Origin of the sequence: Desulfovibrio psychrotolerans, from assembly GCF_013340305.1 — a bacterium.
GTDB lineage: Bacteria > Desulfobacterota > Desulfovibrionia > Desulfovibrionales > Desulfovibrionaceae > Halodesulfovibrio > Halodesulfovibrio psychrotolerans.
Genome location: NZ_BLVP01000005.1, coordinates 130109 through 148776 on the forward strand (window position 1 = coordinate 130109; position 18668 = coordinate 148776).

An 18668-nucleotide genomic window follows, 5' to 3' on the forward strand; every position below is an offset into this window, starting at 1 on the left:
CCGAAGGAGACAGCCAATGGCCAAAGTACTGATCATCGGCGCAGGCGGCGTGGGCGGCGTATGCACTCACAAATGCGCGCAGGCGCCCGAAGTGTTCACCGACATCGTGCTCGCATCCCGCACCCTGTCCAAGTGCGATGCCATCGCCGCTTCCGTGAAGCGCAAAACCGGGCGCACCATCACCACCGCCAAGGTGGATGCGGACAACGTTCCCGAACTTGTGGCGCTCATACGTGCCCACAAGCCCGACATTGTGGTCAATCTGGCCCTGCCCTATCAGGACCTGACCATCATGGACGCCTGCCTTGAAACCGGCGTGCCCTATCTGGATACCGCCAACTACGAACCGCTGGATGAAGCCAAGTTCGAATACAAATGGCAGTGGGCCTATCAGAACCGCTTCAAAGACGCAGGACTCATGGCCCTGCTCGGCTCCGGGTTCGACCCCGGCGTGACCAACGTGTTCTGCGCCTATGCCATGAAACACCTGTTCGACGAAATGCACGAACTGGACATCATAGACTGCAACGCGGGCGACCACGGCCACCCCTTTGCCACCAACTTCAACCCGGAAATAAACATCCGGGAAGTTACGGCCCGCGGCCGTTACTGGGATCGCGGCGAATGGCTGGAAACCGACCCCTTAAGCTGGTCCATGATGTACAACTTCCCGGAGGGCATAGGCCCCAAGAAGTGCTTCCTCATGTACCACGAGGAACTGGAATCCCTTGCCATCAACATCAAGGGACTCAGGCGCGCGCGGTTCTGGATGACCTTCTCCGACAACTACCTCAATCACCTGCGCGTGCTGGAAAACGTGGGTATGACCAGCATAGAGCCGGTGGACCATAACGGACAGCAGATCGTGCCCCTTCAGTTCCTCAAGAGCGTGCTGCCCGAACCCGCCTCGCTGGGCGGACGCACCAAGGGCCGCACCTGCATCGGCTGCAAGATGAAGGGCGTGAAGAACGGTGAGGTGAAGAACTACTTCATCTACAACATCTGCGACCACGAAGCCTGCTACGAGGAAGTGGAGTCGCAGGCCATTTCCTACACCACCGGTGTGCCCGCCATGATAGGTGCCATGATGATGGTTACCGGCGCATGGAAGGGAGAGGGCGTGTTCAATATGGAACAGCTTGACCCCGACCCGTTCATGGACAAGCTCAACATTCACGGCCTGCCGTGGGTGGTTGTGGATCTGGACAAGCAGTAATCCCACATCGGGGGCCGGTCTCCGGCCCCCTTTTTTACTATTTTCTGGAGATGAGGCGGTTTTGCCTGCGGCGCTTTTTTTCGTTTTTTTTCGCTCCGCGGGCCTAAGGGCCAACCGGCCCTTTGGAAACCCTTCTACGTACAAACGCAGCATCCGCGTTTGGAAGGGATGACTGGGGATAACGCGAAGAACGGCCTTGTTACTCCCTTCCTTTCGAATCCAGTAAGACGAAAACTGCACCTGATAACAAAACTTCGTTGCTTACACGGGTGCAGGAACTCAAGCGAAGTGTATCGATTCGGCCCAAGCCGGGTACAGGGCAAAGCCCTGTCCGCCAAAGGCTGGCGATGCCTGCCACCCACAAAAACTCTTACTCCGCAAAACATCATGAAACTCCCCAATCTTGCTCAACTGCCCTCGCCCTGCTTCATCGTGGACGAGGCCCTGCTGGAACGGAACGTGCGCATACTTGATACCATTCAGCAGCGCACGGGCGCGAAGATACTGCTAGCCCTGAAGGGCTTTGCCACCTTCAGCACGTTTCGTGTACTGAACACGGTGCTGCGCGGCACCTGCGCCAGCTCCCCGCACGAGGCACGGCTGGGACGCGAGGAGTTTGGCGGCGAGGTACACGCCTTTGCGGCTGCCTATTCCGATGACGACATGCGCGAACTGGTCACGCTGGCAGACCACATCGTATTCAATTCCTTTGCGCAGCTTACGCGGTTCCGCCCCGTGGTGCAGGCATGCGGCAGGCAGATAGAGATTGGCCTGCGCGTCAACCCGCAGCATTCGGAAGGCGCGGTGCCCATATACGACCCCTGTGCTCCCGGCTCACGGCTGGGCATACGGCGCGAGCACTTCCTGCCCGAACAACTGCAGAGCGTCAGCGGCCTGCACTTCCATACCCTGTGCGAACAGAATGCCGATGCGCTGGACCGCACTCTGGCAGCGGTGGAAGAACAGTTCGGGGAATTTCTGCACGGCATGCGCTGGCTGAACTTTGGCGGCGGGCACCATATCACCCGTGAAGATTACGACATTGACCGCCTGTGCCGCTGCATAGAGCGCGCGCAGCAGCGGTACAACGTGCAGGTGTATCTGGAACCCGGCGAAGCCGTGGCACTGCAGGCGGGCTACCTTGTGGCCACGGTGCTGGACATAGTGCAGGCGGACATACCCGTGGCCATTCTGGATGCCTCTGCCGCCTGCCACATGCCGGACGTGCTGGAGATGCCCTACAGGCCCTTTGTCATCGGCTCCGGCCAGCGCGACGAAAAGGCCCACAGCTACCGCTTTGCGGGCAAATCCTGCCTTGCGGGCGATGTCATCGGCGAGTATTCGTTCGATACGCCGCTACAGGCAGGCGACAAGGTTGTCTTCACCGACATGGCCATCTATTCCATGGTCAAGACAAACACCTTCAACGGATTGCAGCTTCCCGCCATTGCGCGCTATCATTCGGAAAAAGACGAACTGGAAGTGATCCGCCGCTTCGGGTATGAGGATTTTCGCAACAGGCTCTCGTGAGGAGAACACCATGAACCGCTTTCTCGCCTCGGAACTCCCTGAAATAGCACCGGAAAAAAGTCTCTTCCACGTCATCCCGGCCCCCTACGAGGCCTCTGTCTCCTACGGCGGCGGCACTGCCAACGGACCGCAGGCCATCCTGAACGCCTCGGATCAACTTGAGGTATGGGACGGCATTTCCAACCCTTCGGAACTGGGCATCTGCACTCATCCGGCGGTGGATTGCTCCGGAACGGCGGAACAGGTGATGGAAAACATCGAAGCGGCTGTGGCAAATGCGGCACAGCATGGCATTCCCGTTCTGCTGGGGGGCGAACATTCGGTGACGCTGGGGGCGCTGCGTGCGCTGCAAAAAAAGCACGGTACCTTCGGCGTGGTGCAGTTCGACGCCCACGCGGATCTGCGCAATGCATACGAGGGCAACCCTTACAGCCACGCCAGCGTCATGCGCCGCGCGCTGGATCTGGGCCTGCCGGTCTATTCCATAGGGGTGCGCGCCCTGTGTGCGGAAGAAGTGGCCGTGCGCAAGGAAAAAAAGCTGGCGTTTCTGGACGCGCGCGACCTTGCCCTGAACGGCATTCCCGCCGCCCTGCTCCCGGACGGCTTTCCGCAACGCATCTACATAACGTTTGATGTGGACGGGCTGGACCCTTCGGTCATCCGGGCCACGGGCACACCCGTTCCCGGCGGCGTGCAATGGTGGCAGGCCATCCGCCTGCTGGAACGGATAGTGGCAGGGCATACCGTCATCGGCTGCGATGTGGTGGAACTTGCCCCCATGCCGGAAGACCACGCCTCGGACTTTGCCGCCGCACAGCTTGTGTACAACATGATGGGCGTCATCCAGCGGTTCGCAAAGCGGTAGAGACTTCGCGTAAAAAACGGGAGCGTCCATTGCCTGGCCGCTCCCGCTCATGCAGCTCTGCTATTCCTCGTCCTCAAGCCGCGAAAGCCGGGCCGCGCCGTATGTCTTGCGCGCCTCCCACACCTTCATCCCTATCTTCCTGCCCAAATCAAGCTGGCGTGCGCGCAGCAATGCCTCTGCCGCCTCCTTATCCCCCTGCTGCTTGAGCAGCGTGGCGGATTCCAGATCCCGCAGATATTTCTCGCACTCGGCGATTAGGCCGGACAGGTCGAGCGCGCTCAACTCTTCCGGCACACGGACGGATTTGACCTTTCGGGACATATTCCATTCCTCCCATGACTGCTCCATGAAATACAGAATGTAAACAAAAGGTCAACAGTCTGTATACAGAACGGGAGGGTAAACGCTCATTTTTCCGCGAGGAACACCCGGCAGACCGACAGGAGGACACGCGGAAAAGAGAACGGAGGCGCATATGCCGGATGGCAGATAATGGCGGATGATGGTGGACGATTGTGGAAGATTCCGGAAGATTGTGGACGATGGCGCGCCCCGTCCATTAGCCCGCCGCGCGGCGTCTGTTACAGCCGGACAGACGCATCTTCTGCCACACAGCATCCTTCGCCTCACCGTATCGGTTGCCTCACCGTATCGGTTGCCTCACCGTATCCTTTGCCTCATCGTGTCCTTTGCCTCATCGTGTCCTTTGCCTCATCGCGTCCTTTGCCTCATCGCGTCCTTTGCCTCATCGTGTCCTTTGCCACACCGTATCCTTTGCCACACCGTATCCTTTGCCTCGCCGTATCGTTTGCCGCGCTATGCCAGCCCGTCGCAGGCTGCGCTTATCCCCTATCCCCTCTCGCGCACCTGCTCGCGCCACGGGCTGGAAGGGGCGCAGCAACCCTTGCCCATACGCTGTACCGCCCGCATATAGGCACCGCCCTGCGCCTCGGAAGCCATAGCGCACAGATACCGGCGGCGTTCTTCGCTCCAGCGCAGTTCCGGGCAGCGGTCGGTATAGCCGTGCCGGTGCAGGGACTGATCGCACGGGTAGTTCATGCAGCACCACCCGCACCCAGTGCAGGGCAGCGACTCTGTGCATTCGGGGGGCTGCCATGCGCCGTCACACACATCTGCGGGGTTGTGCTCAGACATGCTGCACCGCCCTGCCATGTGCGGCTGACAAAGACGGAACCGCGAATGCACGGAGAATGGCTGGCAGGCGGCAGGGCGGGTGACGCAAAGGTTGCCCGACACAACAGGTGATACGGGTAATACGGGCAGTAAGGGCAGTAAGGGCAGAACGAGTTATTGATTCCGGTTGCCGGATGGATGGAAAACAGGCCCGCGCAGGGCAGGCAGTGCCGCTAAACGCCCGTCCTGAAAGGAACACGGGCTGCATGGCTCCCCCTATGACCGGGGTACAGGATACGGCAATGGTCCGGTCGGCAGCCGTTCTGCCGCCCTCTATCTGCGCGCGTAGCGCAGTTTCATCACCAGAATGGACAGTGAAAGGACAAAGGTTATGCCGTTGGCAGTGATAATGGGATACGACCCCACACCCAGACCGTACAGAAACCAGAGAAACACGCCGCAGGTCAGCGCGATGTAGGTAAGAAGAGAGATATCGCGCACCGACTTGGTCCGCCATACCCTGAGCACCTGCGGCAGGAAGGCGAGGGTTGTCAGGCAGCCGGCAACCGAGCCGACAAGCTCCACATACTGTACAGGAATCATGCCCCCTCCGCACGCAACAGGATTGGTGCGCAAGCCATACTCCCCAAAGCTTCTTCCGGGCAAGCGAAGAATGCGTGAAGTATGCGGCACTTCGTGCTACACGGGATGCAGAGAACACGCAGGTTGAACACCACCGCGCCGACAAGGAGACAGGCATGCAGGCAGAAAAGTTGACCGCCCCGGTTCTGGTTACGGGGGCTACGGGATACGTGGGTGGCAGGCTGGTGCCGCTGCTGCTGGAAAAGGGATACCGCGTGCGCGCCATGGTGCGCTCTGCGCGCAAACTGGGGTGCAGACCGTGGGCGGCACACCCCAATCTGGAAATTACCGAGGCGGACCTGCACGATACGCAGAGCCTGCGTAACGCCCTTTCCGGCTGCGGCGCGGTCTACTACCTTGTGCACTCCATGACCGCCCGCCACAACGACTTCAAACAGGCGGACAGGACTGCCGCCTATAATATGGTGCGTGCGCTCAAAAACAGCGGCGTGCAGCGGGTCATATACCTTTCCGGGCTGGTGCCCGATGATTCCGCCATTAGCCCGCACCTGCGTTCCCGCGCCGAGGTGGCGGAGATTCTCTCCCTCTCGGACACCCCCGTCACCGTGCTGCGGGCTGCGCAGATTCTGGGGTCCGGCAGCGCATCGTTCGAGATTGTGCGGTACCTCGCAGACCGTCTGCCCGTGATGGTCACCCCGAGATGGGTGCGTACGGAATGCCAGCCCATAGCCATATCCAACGTGCTGGAATATCTGGAAGGCGTCCTGCGCGTGCCGGAAACGGAAGGAAAGACCTATGATATCGGCGGGCCGGACATCCTCACCTACAAGGACCTTTTCGATATCTACGCGCAGGAAGCCGGACTGCGCAAACGGCTCATCATTCCCGTGCCCCTGCTCACGCCCTATGTCAGCTCCCTGTGGCTGAACCTTGTCACCCCCGTGCCCACGGTGCTTGCCCGCCCGTTGGTGGAAGGGCTGCGCAATCGGGTGGTCTGTTCAGAAAACACCATCCGTGAACTCATACCGCAGGAACTGACGGGCGTGCGGCAGGCTGTGCGGCTGGCGCTGGACAAGCTGCGCCAGCACACGGTGCCCACCTGCTGGAGCGATGCCGGAACGCCGCCCGTGCCGGAATGGATAGCCTGCGGCGATGCCTCGTTTGCGGGCGGCACGGTTCTGCACAGCGCGCACATGGTGCGCATTCATGCTGAACCGGACGAAGTATGGACGCATATACGACGCATCGGGGGCGAGACGGGATGGTATCAGGGCGACGCCCTGTGGCGGCTGCGAGGCTTTGTGGACAAACTGCTGGGTGGTCCCGGGCTGCGGCGCGGCAGACGCCACCCGGAAGAATTGTTTGTGGGCGATGCGCTGGATTTTTGGCGCGTGCTGGATATCCGGGAAGAAAGACGGCTCCTGCTGCTGGCAGAAATGCGTTTGCCGGGCGAGGCCCTGCTGGAATTCACACTGACCCCGGCGGAACAGGATGACGCATCCGGCGCAGGCGGACAGGAAGGACAGACAGGACAGGCACCGCAGACGGAACTGGTAATGACCGCACGGTTCCTGCCGCGCGGCCTGTGGGGCATTGTGTACTGGTACGCCATGCACCCGTTCCATCTGGGCATCTTCAGCGGCATGCTGCGTGCCATAGCCCGCAAGACCGGAAAGGATATCACGGCCGGCCCCGTGCGTCTTAAGGACAGCCGTTCGCGATTTGACGGTTCCGGCGGCAGCGGGACAGGCAACAGCGGCTCCGGGGGCTGCGCCCTGTAATGCAGAGATGCTGCTGACGGCTCCTCTGCCCGCCGGTTTGCTTTTTGGCGTCAGCCTGTTATGAACCTTGTCAGGCCGCCGCTGCATACACCGCCCCCGGCCGGGACAAAGCCCGAACGGCACGGAAGACGTGATATACGCCCGCGAAACCACACGCGCACACACCGCAAGACTGAGGATACCCGATGTTCGAACTGTTTCTGCCCCTCGCGTTCATGCTCTCTCCCGGCGCGATCAAGGCTGCCGGAAACGGCAGCGGCGCAGGGGGCATGCTGTTCGGCATATTCCTGTTCGCGGCCATGGCGCAGGCCCTGTTCACGGGCAACGGCATGGGAGCCACGCAGGAAGGGTCTTCCGCCTCACGCGGGCTGCATTGTGCGGGGCTGGGCATCATAAGTGCGGCGCGCATTCTGGCCCTGTTCACGCTGGTCACCCTGTGGCTGGGCGAAGCCGGGTACGCCTTCAACGAGCTTTTTGCGCCGTGGTATCCCAACCTGGGCTTTTCCTTTACCTTGCTTGCGCTCATCTTCGGCATTTCCATGCTGCCGGAAACGCCCCGTGGCGTGGTGCTCTATCTTGCCACCATGATCACGCTGGCGGGCGTGGGCTATGTGGCCGTTATGGCAACCCAGCCCCACGGGCTGGAATCGTGGTTTCCCACCATGTTCCCGCAAAAGACGCCCCCCTTCTTCCCCACCGGGGGCGACCCCGTGCGCAGCCTGTATCTTGCCCTGCTCGCCCTGCTGGGGTTTGACCTTGCCGTACGGCCTGACAGCGGTCGCGGGGCACGCCGGACCGCCATTGCCGTGCTGCTTGCGGTGGCCGTGTTCGGCGTCTGCATGTGGGGCGGCCTTTCTGCGGCGCATCCGCTGGACCTTGCCGGGTCCGTGGTGCCGCATTTTCTTATGGCCAGCATTGCCCTGGGCGAAAGGGGCCGCGATATCATGGGCGTGGTGGTGCTTACGGGCACCTTTGCCGCCGCAACGGCTCTGCTCACCGCCTGCTGCCGACAGATGCAGCACCTGTTCCGCCGCACGGACGACCTGAACTTTCACCGCGCCATGAGCATTCTGCTGTGCCTTGGCGTGGCCGCCATGCTGGCAACGGGCTGGGCAGGCGAACCCCGTCTGGAAATCCTCATCGCCGTGGCTCTGACCGGCTGGTTTGCCGGGTACGCGCTCATCAATCTTTCCCATGCCGTACGGGGCGTGCTGCCGCCGCTGGCTGTTACAGGCGTGCTGCTCTACGTTTTTGGGGCCTGCGTGGCCAGCGGGCTGACCACAGACCTGTTCGCCAGACTTGCCTCACTGCTGACCGACGGCGCAGCCGATGCCGTGCATGAAGGTACCACCGACCCCGGACAACTGCTCCTGTTCGCCTACGCTTTTGCGGGTCTGTGCGGTGTGGCACTGCTTTTCGCCCTTGGCTTCAGGCGCCCCCCCGCGCAGGCAAAAGGGGACGACAGCACACCCAAAGACGGGCAACCTACAAAAAAGTAGGCTTCCCGCTCCTGCCATCGGTCATGTCCGTCCTGCGGCATTGGTCTATCCGCAAATATCGTTTCCTGCTTGCCATAGATGCGTCCTATGCTATGCTGAAGGCAAACCCGTGCCCGCAGCCGCGCGCCGGGGGCATTTTACAGGAGGAAACTGCCATGCGAGGCAAAACCCTGCACATACTCTGGGCAACGCTGCTGTTCGTTGTCCTGTTCACGGCCATATCCGCCCGCGCGGCGGAACAGACCGGCATATCTGCGGACGAGGCAAAGGAGCGTCTGGGTGTCGCCGTGTTTGTGGATGCCCGCACGGGCGCGGACTGGAGCGGCTCGCAGCTCATCATTCCCGATGCGCTGCGCGGACAGCCCGGACAGGAAGCCACATGGGCGGCAGACATTCCCAAAGACAGCGAGATCATTGTCTACTGCGCCTGACCCAACGAATACACCAGCACCCGTGTGGTGCGCACGCTTAAGGGAATGGGCTTCACCAATGCCAGAGCCTTGCTGGGCGGCTGGCATGGCTGGCACCGGGGCGGATACCCGGTAGTGAACAAATAACCCAAGGGCAGGCGGAACAACGCCTGCCCTTTTCCGTTATTGCCTTCCGGCGAAGCGAGCCTATCTGTTTCTTGTACACGGCACGCAACCTGTGCTATTATTCCTCTATTGCCGTATTTTTCCATTCCTCATGCGCAAGACACCCGGAGGCTACCATGGCATCTGCACATACACCCGGCACCGATCACGACTGGCTCATCCCCGAAGAGGGGCAAAAGCACCTGAAGGACGTCTTCAAAAGCCTGAAAGGCACCGTTCGGCTGGTGCTGTTCACCTCTGATGAACCGGATAATCAGTTCAACCTTTTTGCCACCCGCTTTGCGGCGGACCTTGCCCTGCTTTCAGACAAGATTGTCACCGAGCGGCATGCGCTGGACAGCGATACGGCGCGCAGGCATGACGTGACGCTGGGCCCCACGCTGCTGGTCAACCCGGACGACTACCGCATCCGCTTTACCGGCGCACCGCTGGGGGAAGAGGCACGCGCCCTCATAGAAACCATCATGCTGATTTCCCTTGGGGTGAGCGGCCTTTCCGCCGCCTCGCGCCAAATTCTGGATGAACTGGACGGACTGGACGAACAGGACAGGCAGCGCCATCCGCGGGTCTTTTCCTCGCCGGGGTGTCCGTACTGCCCCGGACAGTTCATGAACGCCGTTAAATGCGCCATTGCCAAGCCGCAGCTAGTTTCCGCAGAATGCGTGGATTCCGATGAATTCCCAGATCTTTCCGCACGGTACGGCGTGGGTTCTGTGCCGCATACGGCTTTCAGCGAAACGCACAGCGGCATAGGACTTATGCCTGAAGAACGGTTCGTGCTCGAACTGGTGGCCCTGAAAGGGGCCGAAGATGCCCTGCGGGAGCGCGGGCTGGTGCAGGACGGGCCTGCACACCCTGAACACGACATGGCGGTGGAGGAATATGACATCATCATCCTTGGCGCAGGACCCGCAGGGCTTACGGCGGGCATCTACGCAGAACGCTCCGGCCTGCGCAGCATAGTGCTGGACAAGTCCATCATCGGCGGGCAGGTGGCCGTGACCCCCGTGGTGGAAAACTACCCCGGATTCAAGAACGTGGGCGGCATGAATCTGGTGGAAATTCTCACCGCGCATACCCGCGAATATGCCAATGTACGGGAAAACGAGCCGGTGGAAGAAGTAAAGCTCGGCAGGCAGATAGAGGTCTTTACGCCCAAGGCGGTCTATCTGGGCAAGGCGCTGGTCTTTGCCACGGGTTCCCAATGGCGCAGCCTTGGCGTGCCCGGTGAAAAAACATACTACGCCAACGGTGTTTCCTACTGCGCCTCCTGCGACGGGTTCGGCTACCGGGGCAAAAAGGTGCTCATGGTGGGCGGCGGCAACAGCGCGCTCACCGATGCCCTGCACCTGAAGAATCTGGGCGTGGATGTCACCATCGTACACCGGCGCGACAGCTTCCGCGCGGAAAAGGCGTTGCAGGATTCATTGACCCGTGAGAGCATACCTGTCATCTGGAACACCACGGTGGAAGAGATTGTGGGTGAGGATGGACGCGTGACCGGCGCGGTTCTGCGCGATACGGCAGCGGACAAGACCTTTACCTTTGCGTGCGATGGCGTGTTTGTGGCCATAGGCCATGTGGCAAACACGGAACTCGCTTCCCAGATCGGCATTGTTCTGAATGCGGACGGCACCATCAAGGTGGACCGCAGCATGCGCTCGAATATTCCCCGCGTCTACGCAGCAGGCGATGTGACCGGGGGCGTACGGCAGATAGTCACTGCCGTGGGAGAGGGAGCCACCGCCGCCCTCTCCGCCTTTGAGGACATACAGAACCCCTACTGGAAAAAGAGCGGTTGACCCTTTCGCCCCTGCGGCGGTTCATGGCAGGAACCGTTGCGGAGCCTCCTTCACGTTTCCGCCGGAACGGTGCGCCGTGCGCTGTTCCGGCGGATTCCTTTCTGCCCGTCTCACGTGCCCCCGCTTGCTCCCACTTGCCCCTACTTGCCCCTACTTGCTCTGTCATGACGTATGGGCTAGTCAGGGACATGCCTGCCTTAGCACCGCTCATCTCCGTGATCATGCCCGCCTACAACGCCGCCACCACCGTTTGCGCGGCTGTGGAAAGCGTGCTTGCGCAGACCTGCACAGACTTTGAACTCATTGCCGTGGACGACGGCTCCACCGACCACACCGCCCGCCTGCTGGAGGCCCATGCCCGGCGTGATGCGCGGATACGCCTGCTCCGCCTGCCGCACGGGGGTATTGTGCCCGCCCTGAACGCAGGGCTTGAGGCGGCACAGGGCCGGTTCATTGCGCGCATGGACGCGGACGATCTCTGCCTGCCGCAGCGTCTGGAAATGCAGGCGGGGTATCTGCAGCAGCATTCGGAGGTTGGCCTTGCGGGGTGCCGGGTGCATTTCGGCGGCGCCCCCGGAGGCTATGCCCGCTATGTGGACTGGATAAACAGCCTGCTCGCGCCGGAAGAGATTGCGCTGGAACGGTTCCGGGAATCGCCTTTTGCCCATCCTTCGGTCATGTTCCGCGCGGAACTGGTTACGGCGCACGGCGGCTATGCCGACGGGCCCTTCCCCGAAGACTACGAACTCTGGCTGCGCTGGATGGAAGCGGGCGTGCGCATGGCCAAACTGCCGCAAACCCTGCTGCTCTGGAGCGACCCGCCCACACGCCTTTCCCGCACCGACAGCCGCTACAGCACCGACTGCTTCTATGCCATGAAAACGGCCTACCTTGCCCGCTGGCTTGCCGCCCGCAACCCTTTCCACCCGCGCATCACCGTCATTGGCGCGGGCAAGACCAGCCGCAGGCGCGCCCTGCCCCTGCTGGACCTGGGGATGGAGATCGCGGCATGGATAGACGTGGACCCCCGCAAGATAGGCAACATTGTCCACGGCATTCCCGTGCGGGGCAGAGAGGCGCTTCCCAAGCCGGGAACGGGGTTCTGCCTTGCCTACCTCGCCGGGCACGGCGCGGCGGACGAGCTGCGGGAATTTCTGCATCCGGCGGGCTATGTGCCGGGGCGGGACTACCTGCTGGTTTCGTAACCGGACAGGCCGTCACTGTTCCGCCGCCGCGCGGTCACCCTCTTTTCACCGTACCTTACGGCAGATGTCACGCCCGCGTCACCACGCCTTCACGGGCCGGGCGCATCTCAGTAGGCGCAGGGAATTCCATTCCCGGAATCCCGCAGCCATGAGGAGGGAACATGGACACGGCAAGACTTGACGCGGGGAGGACGACAGGCGGCACAGCGACAGCTTCTTCAGCCACCCCTGCCCGGACCGGAAACACCGGCACGCGCATGGAAGCCAGCACCGGAGCGAACTCCGCAACCAGTGCCGGTACACATTCCGAGGCAGACACGGAAGCAGACAAACGGCATAACGGCAATGCCGGATTGGCCCGCGAAGGCGCAACGCTACGGGCAGACCTGCATGTGCATTCCCGTTTTTCCACCCGGCCCTCGGAATGGATACTGCAAAAGCTGGGATGCGCCGAAAGCTACACCGACCCCATAGCCCTGTACCACACCGCGAAACGTCAGGGCATGGATCTGGTGACCATAACGGACCACAACACCATTGACGGCGCACTCCAGATAGCCCACCTGCCGGGCACCTTTATTTCCGAGGAAGTCACCGCCTATTTTCCCGAAGACCGCTGCAAGCTCCATGTGCTGTGCTACGGCATTACCGAAACCCAGCACCACGAAATCCAGCGCCTGCGCACAAATGTTTACGAGCTTGTGGACTACTTCCTTGAACAGGGCATTCCCCACGCCATGGCCCACGCCATGTACTCGCTCAACGGCAAGCTCACGCCACGCCACATTGAGCGCCTTATGCTGCTTTTCCGCACTTTTGAACTGAACGGCTCGCGCAACAGGGTGCTCAACGACACCCTGTGCGACATCATCGCCTCGCTGGACAAGCCCCGCGTGGAACGCATGGTGAATGAACACAACCTGCTCCCGCGCATGTCGCAGCCGTGGTTGAAGCAGCTTATCGCCGGTTCGGACGACCATTCCTCGCTGAATATTGCTCGAAGCCACACCCTAGTGCACCACGTTCAGGGTGACGGACAGGCCCGCATCCGCGATTTTCTGGAAGGCATATCCGACGGACGCTCCGAGCCGCAGGGCATGGCCGCGCAGCCGGAAACCATGGCCCACAACCTGTATTCCATTGCCTACCAGTTCTATAAAAACAAATTCGGCCTGAGCCGCCACGTGAACCGCGACCTGCTGCTCCGCTTCGCGGACCGCGCCCTTACCTCCTCGCCGGAACCGACAGGCGGCTTCATCTCCCGGCTGCACAGCCTCATAGGGTTCCGCCGCGCCAAGCATGTTTTTGCCCGCCCGCCGCGCAGCGTGCAGGGCCTGCTGCAAAAGGAGGCGGAAGAAATTATCTGGAATGATGCGGAACTGCGCACCCTCATCAATACGCTGGACAACAGCGGTGTCGCTTCCGAACAGGCATGGTTCCGCTTTGTAAACCACGCCTCTGAAACGGTGATGAAAAACCTCGCGGATTCGCTCATGGGTCACGCGCTGGGAGCCAACCTGTTCAGCGTATTCAACACCATAGGCTCCGCCGGCTCGCTGTACGCCATGCTGGCGCCCTACTTTGTGGCATACAGCCTGTTCACCAAGGACAGAACCTTCTGCACGGAAACCCGCGACCGCTTCATCCTGCAGGAAGGGCCGCGCCCCCGCCTGCATATAGGCCACTTTACGGATACCTACTACGATGTGAACGGCGTGGCGCGCACCCTGCAGATGCAACTGGACATTGCGCACAAAACGGGCAAGCAGCTCAAGGTGATAACCTGCGCGCCGGAAGCCGATTTCGCCGCCTCGTGCGACAAACGCCCCGGCGTGGTGAACTTCAGCCCCATAGGCACCTTTGCCATGCCGGAGTATTCGGAACTGCGCCTCTACTACCCCCCGGTGCTGCGCATGCTGCAATACGCCTACGAACAGGACTTCACCCACATACACTCCGCCACCCCAGGCCCCGTGGGATTGGTGGCGCTGGCGGTTGCGCGCATTCTGCAACTGCCCATTCACGGCACCTACCACACGGCCTTTCCCCAGTACGTGAGCATGCTCACGGATGACACGGGGCTGGAAGACGCCATGTGGCGGTACATGATATGGTATTACAACCAGATGGACCGTGTGTACGTTCCCTCGCACGCCACGGGTGAGGAGCTTATCGCCAAGGGGCTGCCGCGCGAAAAGGTGGTATTCTACCAGCGCGGCATAGACACGCAGCGCTTTCATCCCTCCTACCGCAACGGCTTTTTCAAGCGCTACAACCTGGACACCGTGCCGGGCACGGGTGAAATGAAATTCATCTACGTGGGCCGCATCTCGCGTGAGAAAAATATCCATGTCCTCACGGAAGCCTTCCGGCTGGCGGCAACGCGGCAGCGCAACATACGCCTTGTCATCGTGGGCGACGGACCCTACCGGGAAGAAATGGAACGCGACCTTGCCGGTCTGCCCGCCACCTTTACCGGCTACCTCACCGGAGACGACCTTGCCGCGGCATACGCCTCATCGGACGTGTTTGTCTTTCCCTCCGGCACGGACACCTTCGGCAACGTGGTGCTGGAAGCGCAGGCTTCGGGTTTGCCCGTCATTGTGACCGACATGGGCGGGCCCAAGGAAAACCTTATTCCCGGAGAAACGGGCCACATCGTGCCGGAAGGCGACCCCGTGGCACTGGCAGAGGCCATTATGCTCATGGCGGGACAGCCCGAGCGGGTGGAGGCCATGCGCACGGCGGCACGGGACTACACAGAGGGGCGTTCTTTCGAAGCCTGCTTCATCCATCAGTGGGAGATGTACCGCGAAAAACGGGTGGCATAGTGCAACGCCGCCGCATAGTGCAACGCCGCCGCTTAGTGCAACGTCGCCGCTTAGTGCAACGTCGCCGCTTAGTGCAACGTCAACGCATAGTACAACGTCGCCAGTGCCTTCCCGCAACGGCGTAACGTCTGAACGGAACGGCCCCCCATGTTCGAATGTTCCGTGTTCTACGATCCATATTCCAGCAGTTTTTTCGTATCCGCCGGGATGCGCCACAAACGCAACCGACAGCGTCCTCCCCCATCCGCATTGCCCGCAGGACACACACAGAAACGGCCCGAACATTCGGGCCGTTTCGCCGGTCGGGGGAACCGGATGGGAGTAGAGGAGGAGTGTACGGTCTCTAGGTCATGCGGGCCAAGGGCCGGTGGCGGCCACTTTGCAGCCACCACCGTTCAAGGGCGCGGATGGCCTGCCGCTGCGCTTCAGGCGCGGAGGCTATCGTTGCCTGTATGACGTCAATCACTGCCTGTGCAGCATGATTGGTTGCGGGGGAAACGCTCTTCTGCGTATGGGTATTCATATGGGCTCCTGATGTTACCCTGAATAAAAGCAGAGACTGTGCCAAATCCTTTTAATCATACATTACAGAATATTAAAAGAATATCGCCATGATGTTGTGCAAACACTTGTGCAGCAATTTGCGCCTGCGCGCGGCCCTTGTGAACCCGTTGTGCACCCCCTTGCAGACAACTGCCCATTCTCCGGATACCCGCCATACCGCCTGCCCGCTTGCACAGGACGGCCGGATGTCGTAGGAAAGCGCCATTCCGCGCCATTCCGCGACAAGGAGAGTGCATGCGTTCCGCCGTCATTCCCCCCATACTGGACCTGACCAAGCAGGTGGTGCGCGCCGCCGTGCGCCCCGGCGACACCGTGGTGGACGCCACCGTGGGCAACGGGCACGACACTCTGTTTCTGGCGGAATTAGTGGGACCGGCGGGCCATGTCTACGGGTTCGACATTCAGGCTCAGGCGCTGGATGCCGCCCGGGCGCGGCTTCAGGCAGCGGGATGCCTTGAACGCACAACCCTGCTCCATGCGGGCCATGAACAGGCGGGTACCATGCTGCCCCCCGCCGCGCAGACATCCCTTGCCTGCGCCATGTTCAATCTGGGCTATCTGCCCGGAGGCGACAAGGCGCGCGTGACCACGCCGCAGGCAACGCTCATTGCCCTGCGCACGCTGCTTTCCATGCTCAGGCCACACGGCATTCTTACCGTGCACTGCTACACCGGACACAACGGCGGCGAGGCAGAAGGCCATGCCGTTCTGGAATGGGCACACGGACTGGAATGGGAAACGCACCGCGTTGCCCGTTATGATTTTTGCAACAAGCCCCGCAACGGGGAGGCGCTGCTGGTGATAGAACGGGTCTGAAGCCCGTTCTCCACGGAGCACCGCGCTGAGACGAGTGCAAGGAGAGGGTTCCATGCAGGACGAAAAGATTTGGCCGGACACCACGGACGATGACCTCTGGACAGCTGCCCGCGCGGATATAGACGCCAAGTATCCCGGCAGATTCAGCGAAGAGTATATACGCGACGCCTTTGAGCGCACCTGCGCCAAGTTTGACGACTACGTGCCCCTTTCGCGGTTTCTCAAAAAGCTGCGCGTGGTCTGCCTGTGGGAACGCCCGCTGGTGCCGGACGAAATTCTCTTTCCCGACGAATAGGACGCCCTGCCCGCCGGAACCGGAAAGCACGCAGGGCACCCGCAATTGTCAGCCGCCGGCTAGCGGACCACAAGCACCCGGCACGGGGCGGTTTTGAGCACCCGCTGGGTAACGCTGCCCAGCAGCAATCCTTGCAGAGGGTTGGCACCACGGGTGGCCATGACTATCATGTCCACCTTTTCCCGTTCCGCCAGTTCGGAAATGGCTTCTGTGGGGGCATGGTCCACCACGCGCTCCATATAGCGGATGCCGTTATCCTGCAGGATGTCGCGGGCGGGTCCGAGCACCTTGTTGGCGTGCTCCGTTACCTCGCGGACATAATCTTCCTTCATTTTCAGGTTGGGGAAGACTTCGTTGCAGTGCAGGAGCAGGATCTCGGCCTTGAAAATCTTGGCGAACAAGACCGCCTCGTGTACGGCGCGCAGAGAATGCACCGATCCGTCAACGGGAAGAAGAATTTTCTGGATATCCATGCGTGTACCCCCTGTGCAAGGTGTTGTGGTGGACATAGGTATTACTGTTCACCGTAACCCATCAGAAGCTTTACGGCAACGGGAAAGCGCAGCAGGCGATACCCTGCGCAGGCCGGACCGCGCCCTGCGCTGTGCCCGCAGATGCTGAACGAAAAGACGTTTACGCCCCGCCGCGTTGACGGAATCCCGCCCCGCGCGGTAGGGAGGGGCGTTAACGGAACAACAAACACGAGGCTGCCATGCTTACCTATCCCGCGATGAATCCGGTGGCGTTTTCCATCGGCTCCTACCATGTTCACTGGTACGGCCTCATGTATCTGTTCGGATTTCTGGCCGCATGGGCTCTGGGCAGACACCGCGCCAAGCAACCCGGTTCCGGCTGGAACCCGGAAATGGTGGACGACCTTATCACCTACTGTGTGGTGGGGGTGGTGCTGGGGGGCAGGCTGGGGTACGTGCTGTTCTACGACCTTTCGTTCTACATGCAGAATCCGGGGCATCTGGTGCAGATATGGAACGGCGGTATGTCCTTCCACGGCGGGCTGCTGGGCGTTATCGCGTGTTTCTGGCTGTTTGCGCGCAAGCACGGCCTGAGTATCTTTGATATCGGCGATTTTGCCTCGCCGCTGGTGGCACCGGGTATTTTCTTCGGCAGGATAGGCAACTTCATAAACGGCGAATTGTGGGGCAGGCACACCACCTCGGCTGTGGGCATGGTCTTTCCGGACGGCGGCCCTTTTCCGCGCCATCCCTCGCAGCTTTACGAAGCCGCTCTGGAAGGTCTGCTCATGTTCGTTCTGCTGTGGGTCTATTCGGGAAGACGCCCGCCCCGCCGCTGCGTTTCCGGCATGTTCCTCATCGTGTACGGCATGTTCCGCTTTTCTGTGGAGTTTTTCCGCGAGCCGGATGCGCACCTGGGCTTTGTGGCACTGGACTGGCTCACCATGGGCATGCTGCTGTGCGTTCCCATGGTCATGCTGGGCGTGTTCCTGTATCTGCGGGGCATACGGCTGGATGAACGCCCCGGCATGGCCCGGTAGGTGCGCGCAGATATTGACAGAGGGTGTTTTTTGTGGAAATGGCAGGTTGTTGGAACACTCGCCGCATGTACGCATACGGGCTGCGGCGATGCCAGCGAGCTAGTTTGCCAATGGAGGTAGCATGGCCAAGGAAGATGCCATAGAGGTGTCTGGTGTTGTGCAGGAAGCCCTGCCCAACGCCATGTTTCGCGTGACGCTTGAAAACGGGCTGGATGTGCTGGCCCACATTTCCGGGAAGATGCGCAAGTTCTACATCCGCATTCTGCCCGGAGACTCCGTGAAGGTGGAACTTTCCCCTTACGACCTCACGCGCGGGCGCATCACCTACCGCATGAAATAATCCGCTTCCGGTCATGAGGCATCCCCAGATGCTGCCATAACGCCGCTTGCCAAAGGACAATGCGTCCCTGCGCCGGCG

At 61.1% G+C, this 18668-nt stretch carries 18 protein-coding genes; 13 read left to right on the plus strand and 5 right to left on the minus strand.

The window, feature by feature from the left end; translation table 11 throughout:
• The first annotated feature begins 16 nt into the window (after positions 1–16).
• From HUV26_RS05175 to speB, 3 genes are all read left to right on the plus strand, one after another.
• Positions 17–1216: a saccharopine dehydrogenase family protein gene (locus tag HUV26_RS05175; RefSeq protein ID WP_174409045.1), complete on the plus strand. Its 1200-nt coding sequence runs from the start codon at positions 17–19 to the stop codon at positions 1214–1216.
• 387 nt (positions 1217–1603) lie between these two features.
• A complete protein-coding gene (nspC, locus tag HUV26_RS05180) occupies positions 1604–2746 on the plus strand; it encodes a carboxynorspermidine decarboxylase (RefSeq protein WP_174409046.1) in 1143 nt (380 codons plus the stop codon).
• Positions 2747–2756: 10 nt separating this feature from the next.
• A complete protein-coding gene (gene speB / locus HUV26_RS05185; protein WP_174409047.1) occupies positions 2757–3611 on the plus strand; it encodes an agmatinase in 855 nt (284 codons plus the stop codon).
• Between the two features lie 60 nt (positions 3612–3671).
• On the opposite strand, the gene HUV26_RS05190 is transcribed toward speB, so the two are convergent.
• The 3 genes from HUV26_RS05190 to HUV26_RS05200 all read right to left on the minus strand — a co-directional run bounded on the left by HUV26_RS05190 (position 3672) and on the right by HUV26_RS05200 (position 5348).
• A complete protein-coding gene (locus tag HUV26_RS05190) occupies positions 3672–3932 on the minus strand; it encodes a hypothetical protein (RefSeq protein ID WP_174409048.1) in 261 nt (86 codons plus the stop codon).
• A 528-nt stretch (positions 3933–4460) separates the two neighbouring features.
• Positions 4461–4670, minus strand: a complete 210-nt coding sequence (locus tag HUV26_RS05195) for a hypothetical protein (RefSeq protein WP_174409049.1) — start codon at positions 4668–4670, stop codon at positions 4461–4463.
• Between the two features lie 408 nt (positions 4671–5078).
• Entirely contained in the window at positions 5079–5348 is a 270-nt protein-coding gene (locus HUV26_RS05200; RefSeq protein WP_174409050.1) for a SemiSWEET transporter, read from the minus strand.
• Between the two features lie 155 nt (positions 5349–5503).
• Here HUV26_RS05200 and HUV26_RS05205 point away from each other — a divergent pair, with 155 nt between their 5' ends.
• The 6 genes from HUV26_RS05205 (at position 5504) to HUV26_RS05230 (ending at position 15062) form a co-directional block, all read left to right on the plus strand.
• Positions 5504–7129 (plus strand): SDR family oxidoreductase, encoded by a 1626-nt coding sequence (locus HUV26_RS05205; RefSeq protein ID WP_174409051.1) that lies wholly within the window; start codon positions 5504–5506, stop codon positions 7127–7129.
• Positions 7130–7314: 185 nt separating this feature from the next.
• Positions 7315–8628 carry a hypothetical protein gene (locus HUV26_RS05210; RefSeq protein ID WP_174409052.1) on the plus strand — a complete coding sequence of 438 codons (1314 nt, stop codon included), beginning with the start codon at positions 7315–7317 and terminating at the stop codon, positions 8626–8628.
• A gap of 155 nt (positions 8629–8783) precedes the next feature.
• Positions 8784–9059, plus strand: a complete 276-nt coding sequence (locus tag HUV26_RS05215) for a rhodanese-like domain-containing protein (RefSeq protein WP_174409053.1) — start codon at positions 8784–8786, stop codon at positions 9057–9059.
• Between the two features lie 281 nt (positions 9060–9340).
• Complete coding sequence (locus tag HUV26_RS05220) at positions 9341–11026, plus strand: FAD-dependent oxidoreductase (RefSeq protein WP_174409054.1); 1686 nt, start codon at positions 9341–9343, stop codon at positions 11024–11026.
• Positions 11027–11214: 188 nt separating this feature from the next.
• Positions 11215–12231 (plus strand): glycosyltransferase family 2 protein, encoded by a 1017-nt coding sequence (locus HUV26_RS05225; protein WP_174409055.1) that lies wholly within the window; start codon positions 11215–11217, stop codon positions 12229–12231.
• Between the two features lie 161 nt (positions 12232–12392).
• A complete protein-coding gene (locus tag HUV26_RS05230; RefSeq protein WP_243451272.1) occupies positions 12393–15062 on the plus strand; it encodes a glycosyltransferase in 2670 nt (889 codons plus the stop codon).
• Positions 15063–15405: 343 nt separating this feature from the next.
• Here the strand turns inward: HUV26_RS05230 and HUV26_RS05235 are convergent, their stop codons facing one another.
• A complete protein-coding gene (locus HUV26_RS05235) occupies positions 15406–15585 on the minus strand; it encodes a hypothetical protein (RefSeq protein WP_174409056.1) in 180 nt (59 codons plus the stop codon).
• 275 nt (positions 15586–15860) lie between these two features.
• Here HUV26_RS05235 and mnmM point away from each other — a divergent pair, with 275 nt between their 5' ends.
• Positions 15861–16442 carry a tRNA 5-(aminomethyl)-2-thiouridylate-methyltransferase MnmM gene (mnmM, locus tag HUV26_RS05240; RefSeq protein WP_174409057.1) on the plus strand — a complete coding sequence of 194 codons (582 nt, stop codon included), beginning with the start codon at positions 15861–15863 and terminating at the stop codon, positions 16440–16442.
• A gap of 52 nt (positions 16443–16494) precedes the next feature.
• Positions 16495–16737, plus strand: a complete 243-nt coding sequence (locus HUV26_RS05245) for a hypothetical protein (protein WP_174409058.1) — start codon at positions 16495–16497, stop codon at positions 16735–16737.
• Between the two features lie 59 nt (positions 16738–16796).
• On the opposite strand, the gene HUV26_RS05250 is transcribed toward HUV26_RS05245, so the two are convergent.
• Positions 16797–17210, minus strand: a complete 414-nt coding sequence (locus HUV26_RS05250) for a universal stress protein (RefSeq protein ID WP_174409059.1) — start codon at positions 17208–17210, stop codon at positions 16797–16799.
• Positions 17211–17449: 239 nt separating this feature from the next.
• Here HUV26_RS05250 and lgt point away from each other — a divergent pair, with 239 nt between their 5' ends.
• Both lgt and infA read left to right on the plus strand, forming a co-directional pair.
• Positions 17450–18250 (plus strand): prolipoprotein diacylglyceryl transferase, encoded by an 801-nt coding sequence (lgt, locus tag HUV26_RS05255; protein ID WP_174409060.1) that lies wholly within the window; start codon positions 17450–17452, stop codon positions 18248–18250.
• 121 nt (positions 18251–18371) lie between these two features.
• Positions 18372–18590 (plus strand): translation initiation factor IF-1, encoded by a 219-nt coding sequence (gene infA, locus HUV26_RS05260; protein WP_174409061.1) that lies wholly within the window; start codon positions 18372–18374, stop codon positions 18588–18590.
• Positions 18591–18668: the final 78 nt, after the last annotated feature.

Coding starts and splice junctions, on each gene's coding strand:
- HUV26_RS05175 (WP_174409045.1), top strand. CDS start 17: ATGGCCAAAGTACTGATCATCGGCGCAGGCGGCGTGGGCGGCGTATGC.
- nspC (WP_174409046.1), top strand. CDS start 1,604: ATGAAACTCCCCAATCTTGCTCAACTGCCCTCGCCCTGCTTCATCGTG.
- speB (WP_174409047.1), top strand. CDS start 2,757: ATGAACCGCTTTCTCGCCTCGGAACTCCCTGAAATAGCACCGGAAAAA.
- HUV26_RS05190 (WP_174409048.1), bottom strand. CDS start 3,932: ATGTCCCGAAAGGTCAAATCCGTCCGTGTGCCGGAAGAGTTGAGCGCG.
- HUV26_RS05195 (WP_174409049.1), bottom strand. CDS start 4,670: ATGAACTACCCGTGCGATCAGTCCCTGCACCGGCACGGCTATACCGAC.
- HUV26_RS05200 (WP_174409050.1), bottom strand. CDS start 5,348: ATGATTCCTGTACAGTATGTGGAGCTTGTCGGCTCGGTTGCCGGCTGC.
- HUV26_RS05205 (WP_174409051.1), top strand. CDS start 5,504: ATGCAGGCAGAAAAGTTGACCGCCCCGGTTCTGGTTACGGGGGCTACG.
- HUV26_RS05210 (WP_174409052.1), top strand. CDS start 7,315: ATGTTCGAACTGTTTCTGCCCCTCGCGTTCATGCTCTCTCCCGGCGCG.
- HUV26_RS05215 (WP_174409053.1), top strand. CDS start 8,784: ATGCGAGGCAAAACCCTGCACATACTCTGGGCAACGCTGCTGTTCGTT.
- HUV26_RS05220 (WP_174409054.1), top strand. CDS start 9,341: ATGGCATCTGCACATACACCCGGCACCGATCACGACTGGCTCATCCCC.
- HUV26_RS05225 (WP_174409055.1), top strand. CDS start 11,215: ATGCCTGCCTTAGCACCGCTCATCTCCGTGATCATGCCCGCCTACAAC.
- HUV26_RS05230 (WP_243451272.1), top strand. CDS start 12,393: ATGGACACGGCAAGACTTGACGCGGGGAGGACGACAGGCGGCACAGCG.
- HUV26_RS05235 (WP_174409056.1), bottom strand. CDS start 15,585: ATGAATACCCATACGCAGAAGAGCGTTTCCCCCGCAACCAATCATGCT.
- mnmM (WP_174409057.1), top strand. CDS start 15,861: ATGCGTTCCGCCGTCATTCCCCCCATACTGGACCTGACCAAGCAGGTG.
- HUV26_RS05245 (WP_174409058.1), top strand. CDS start 16,495: ATGCAGGACGAAAAGATTTGGCCGGACACCACGGACGATGACCTCTGG.
- HUV26_RS05250 (WP_174409059.1), bottom strand. CDS start 17,210: ATGGATATCCAGAAAATTCTTCTTCCCGTTGACGGATCGGTGCATTCT.
- lgt (WP_174409060.1), top strand. CDS start 17,450: ATGCTTACCTATCCCGCGATGAATCCGGTGGCGTTTTCCATCGGCTCC.
- infA (WP_174409061.1), top strand. CDS start 18,372: ATGGCCAAGGAAGATGCCATAGAGGTGTCTGGTGTTGTGCAGGAAGCC.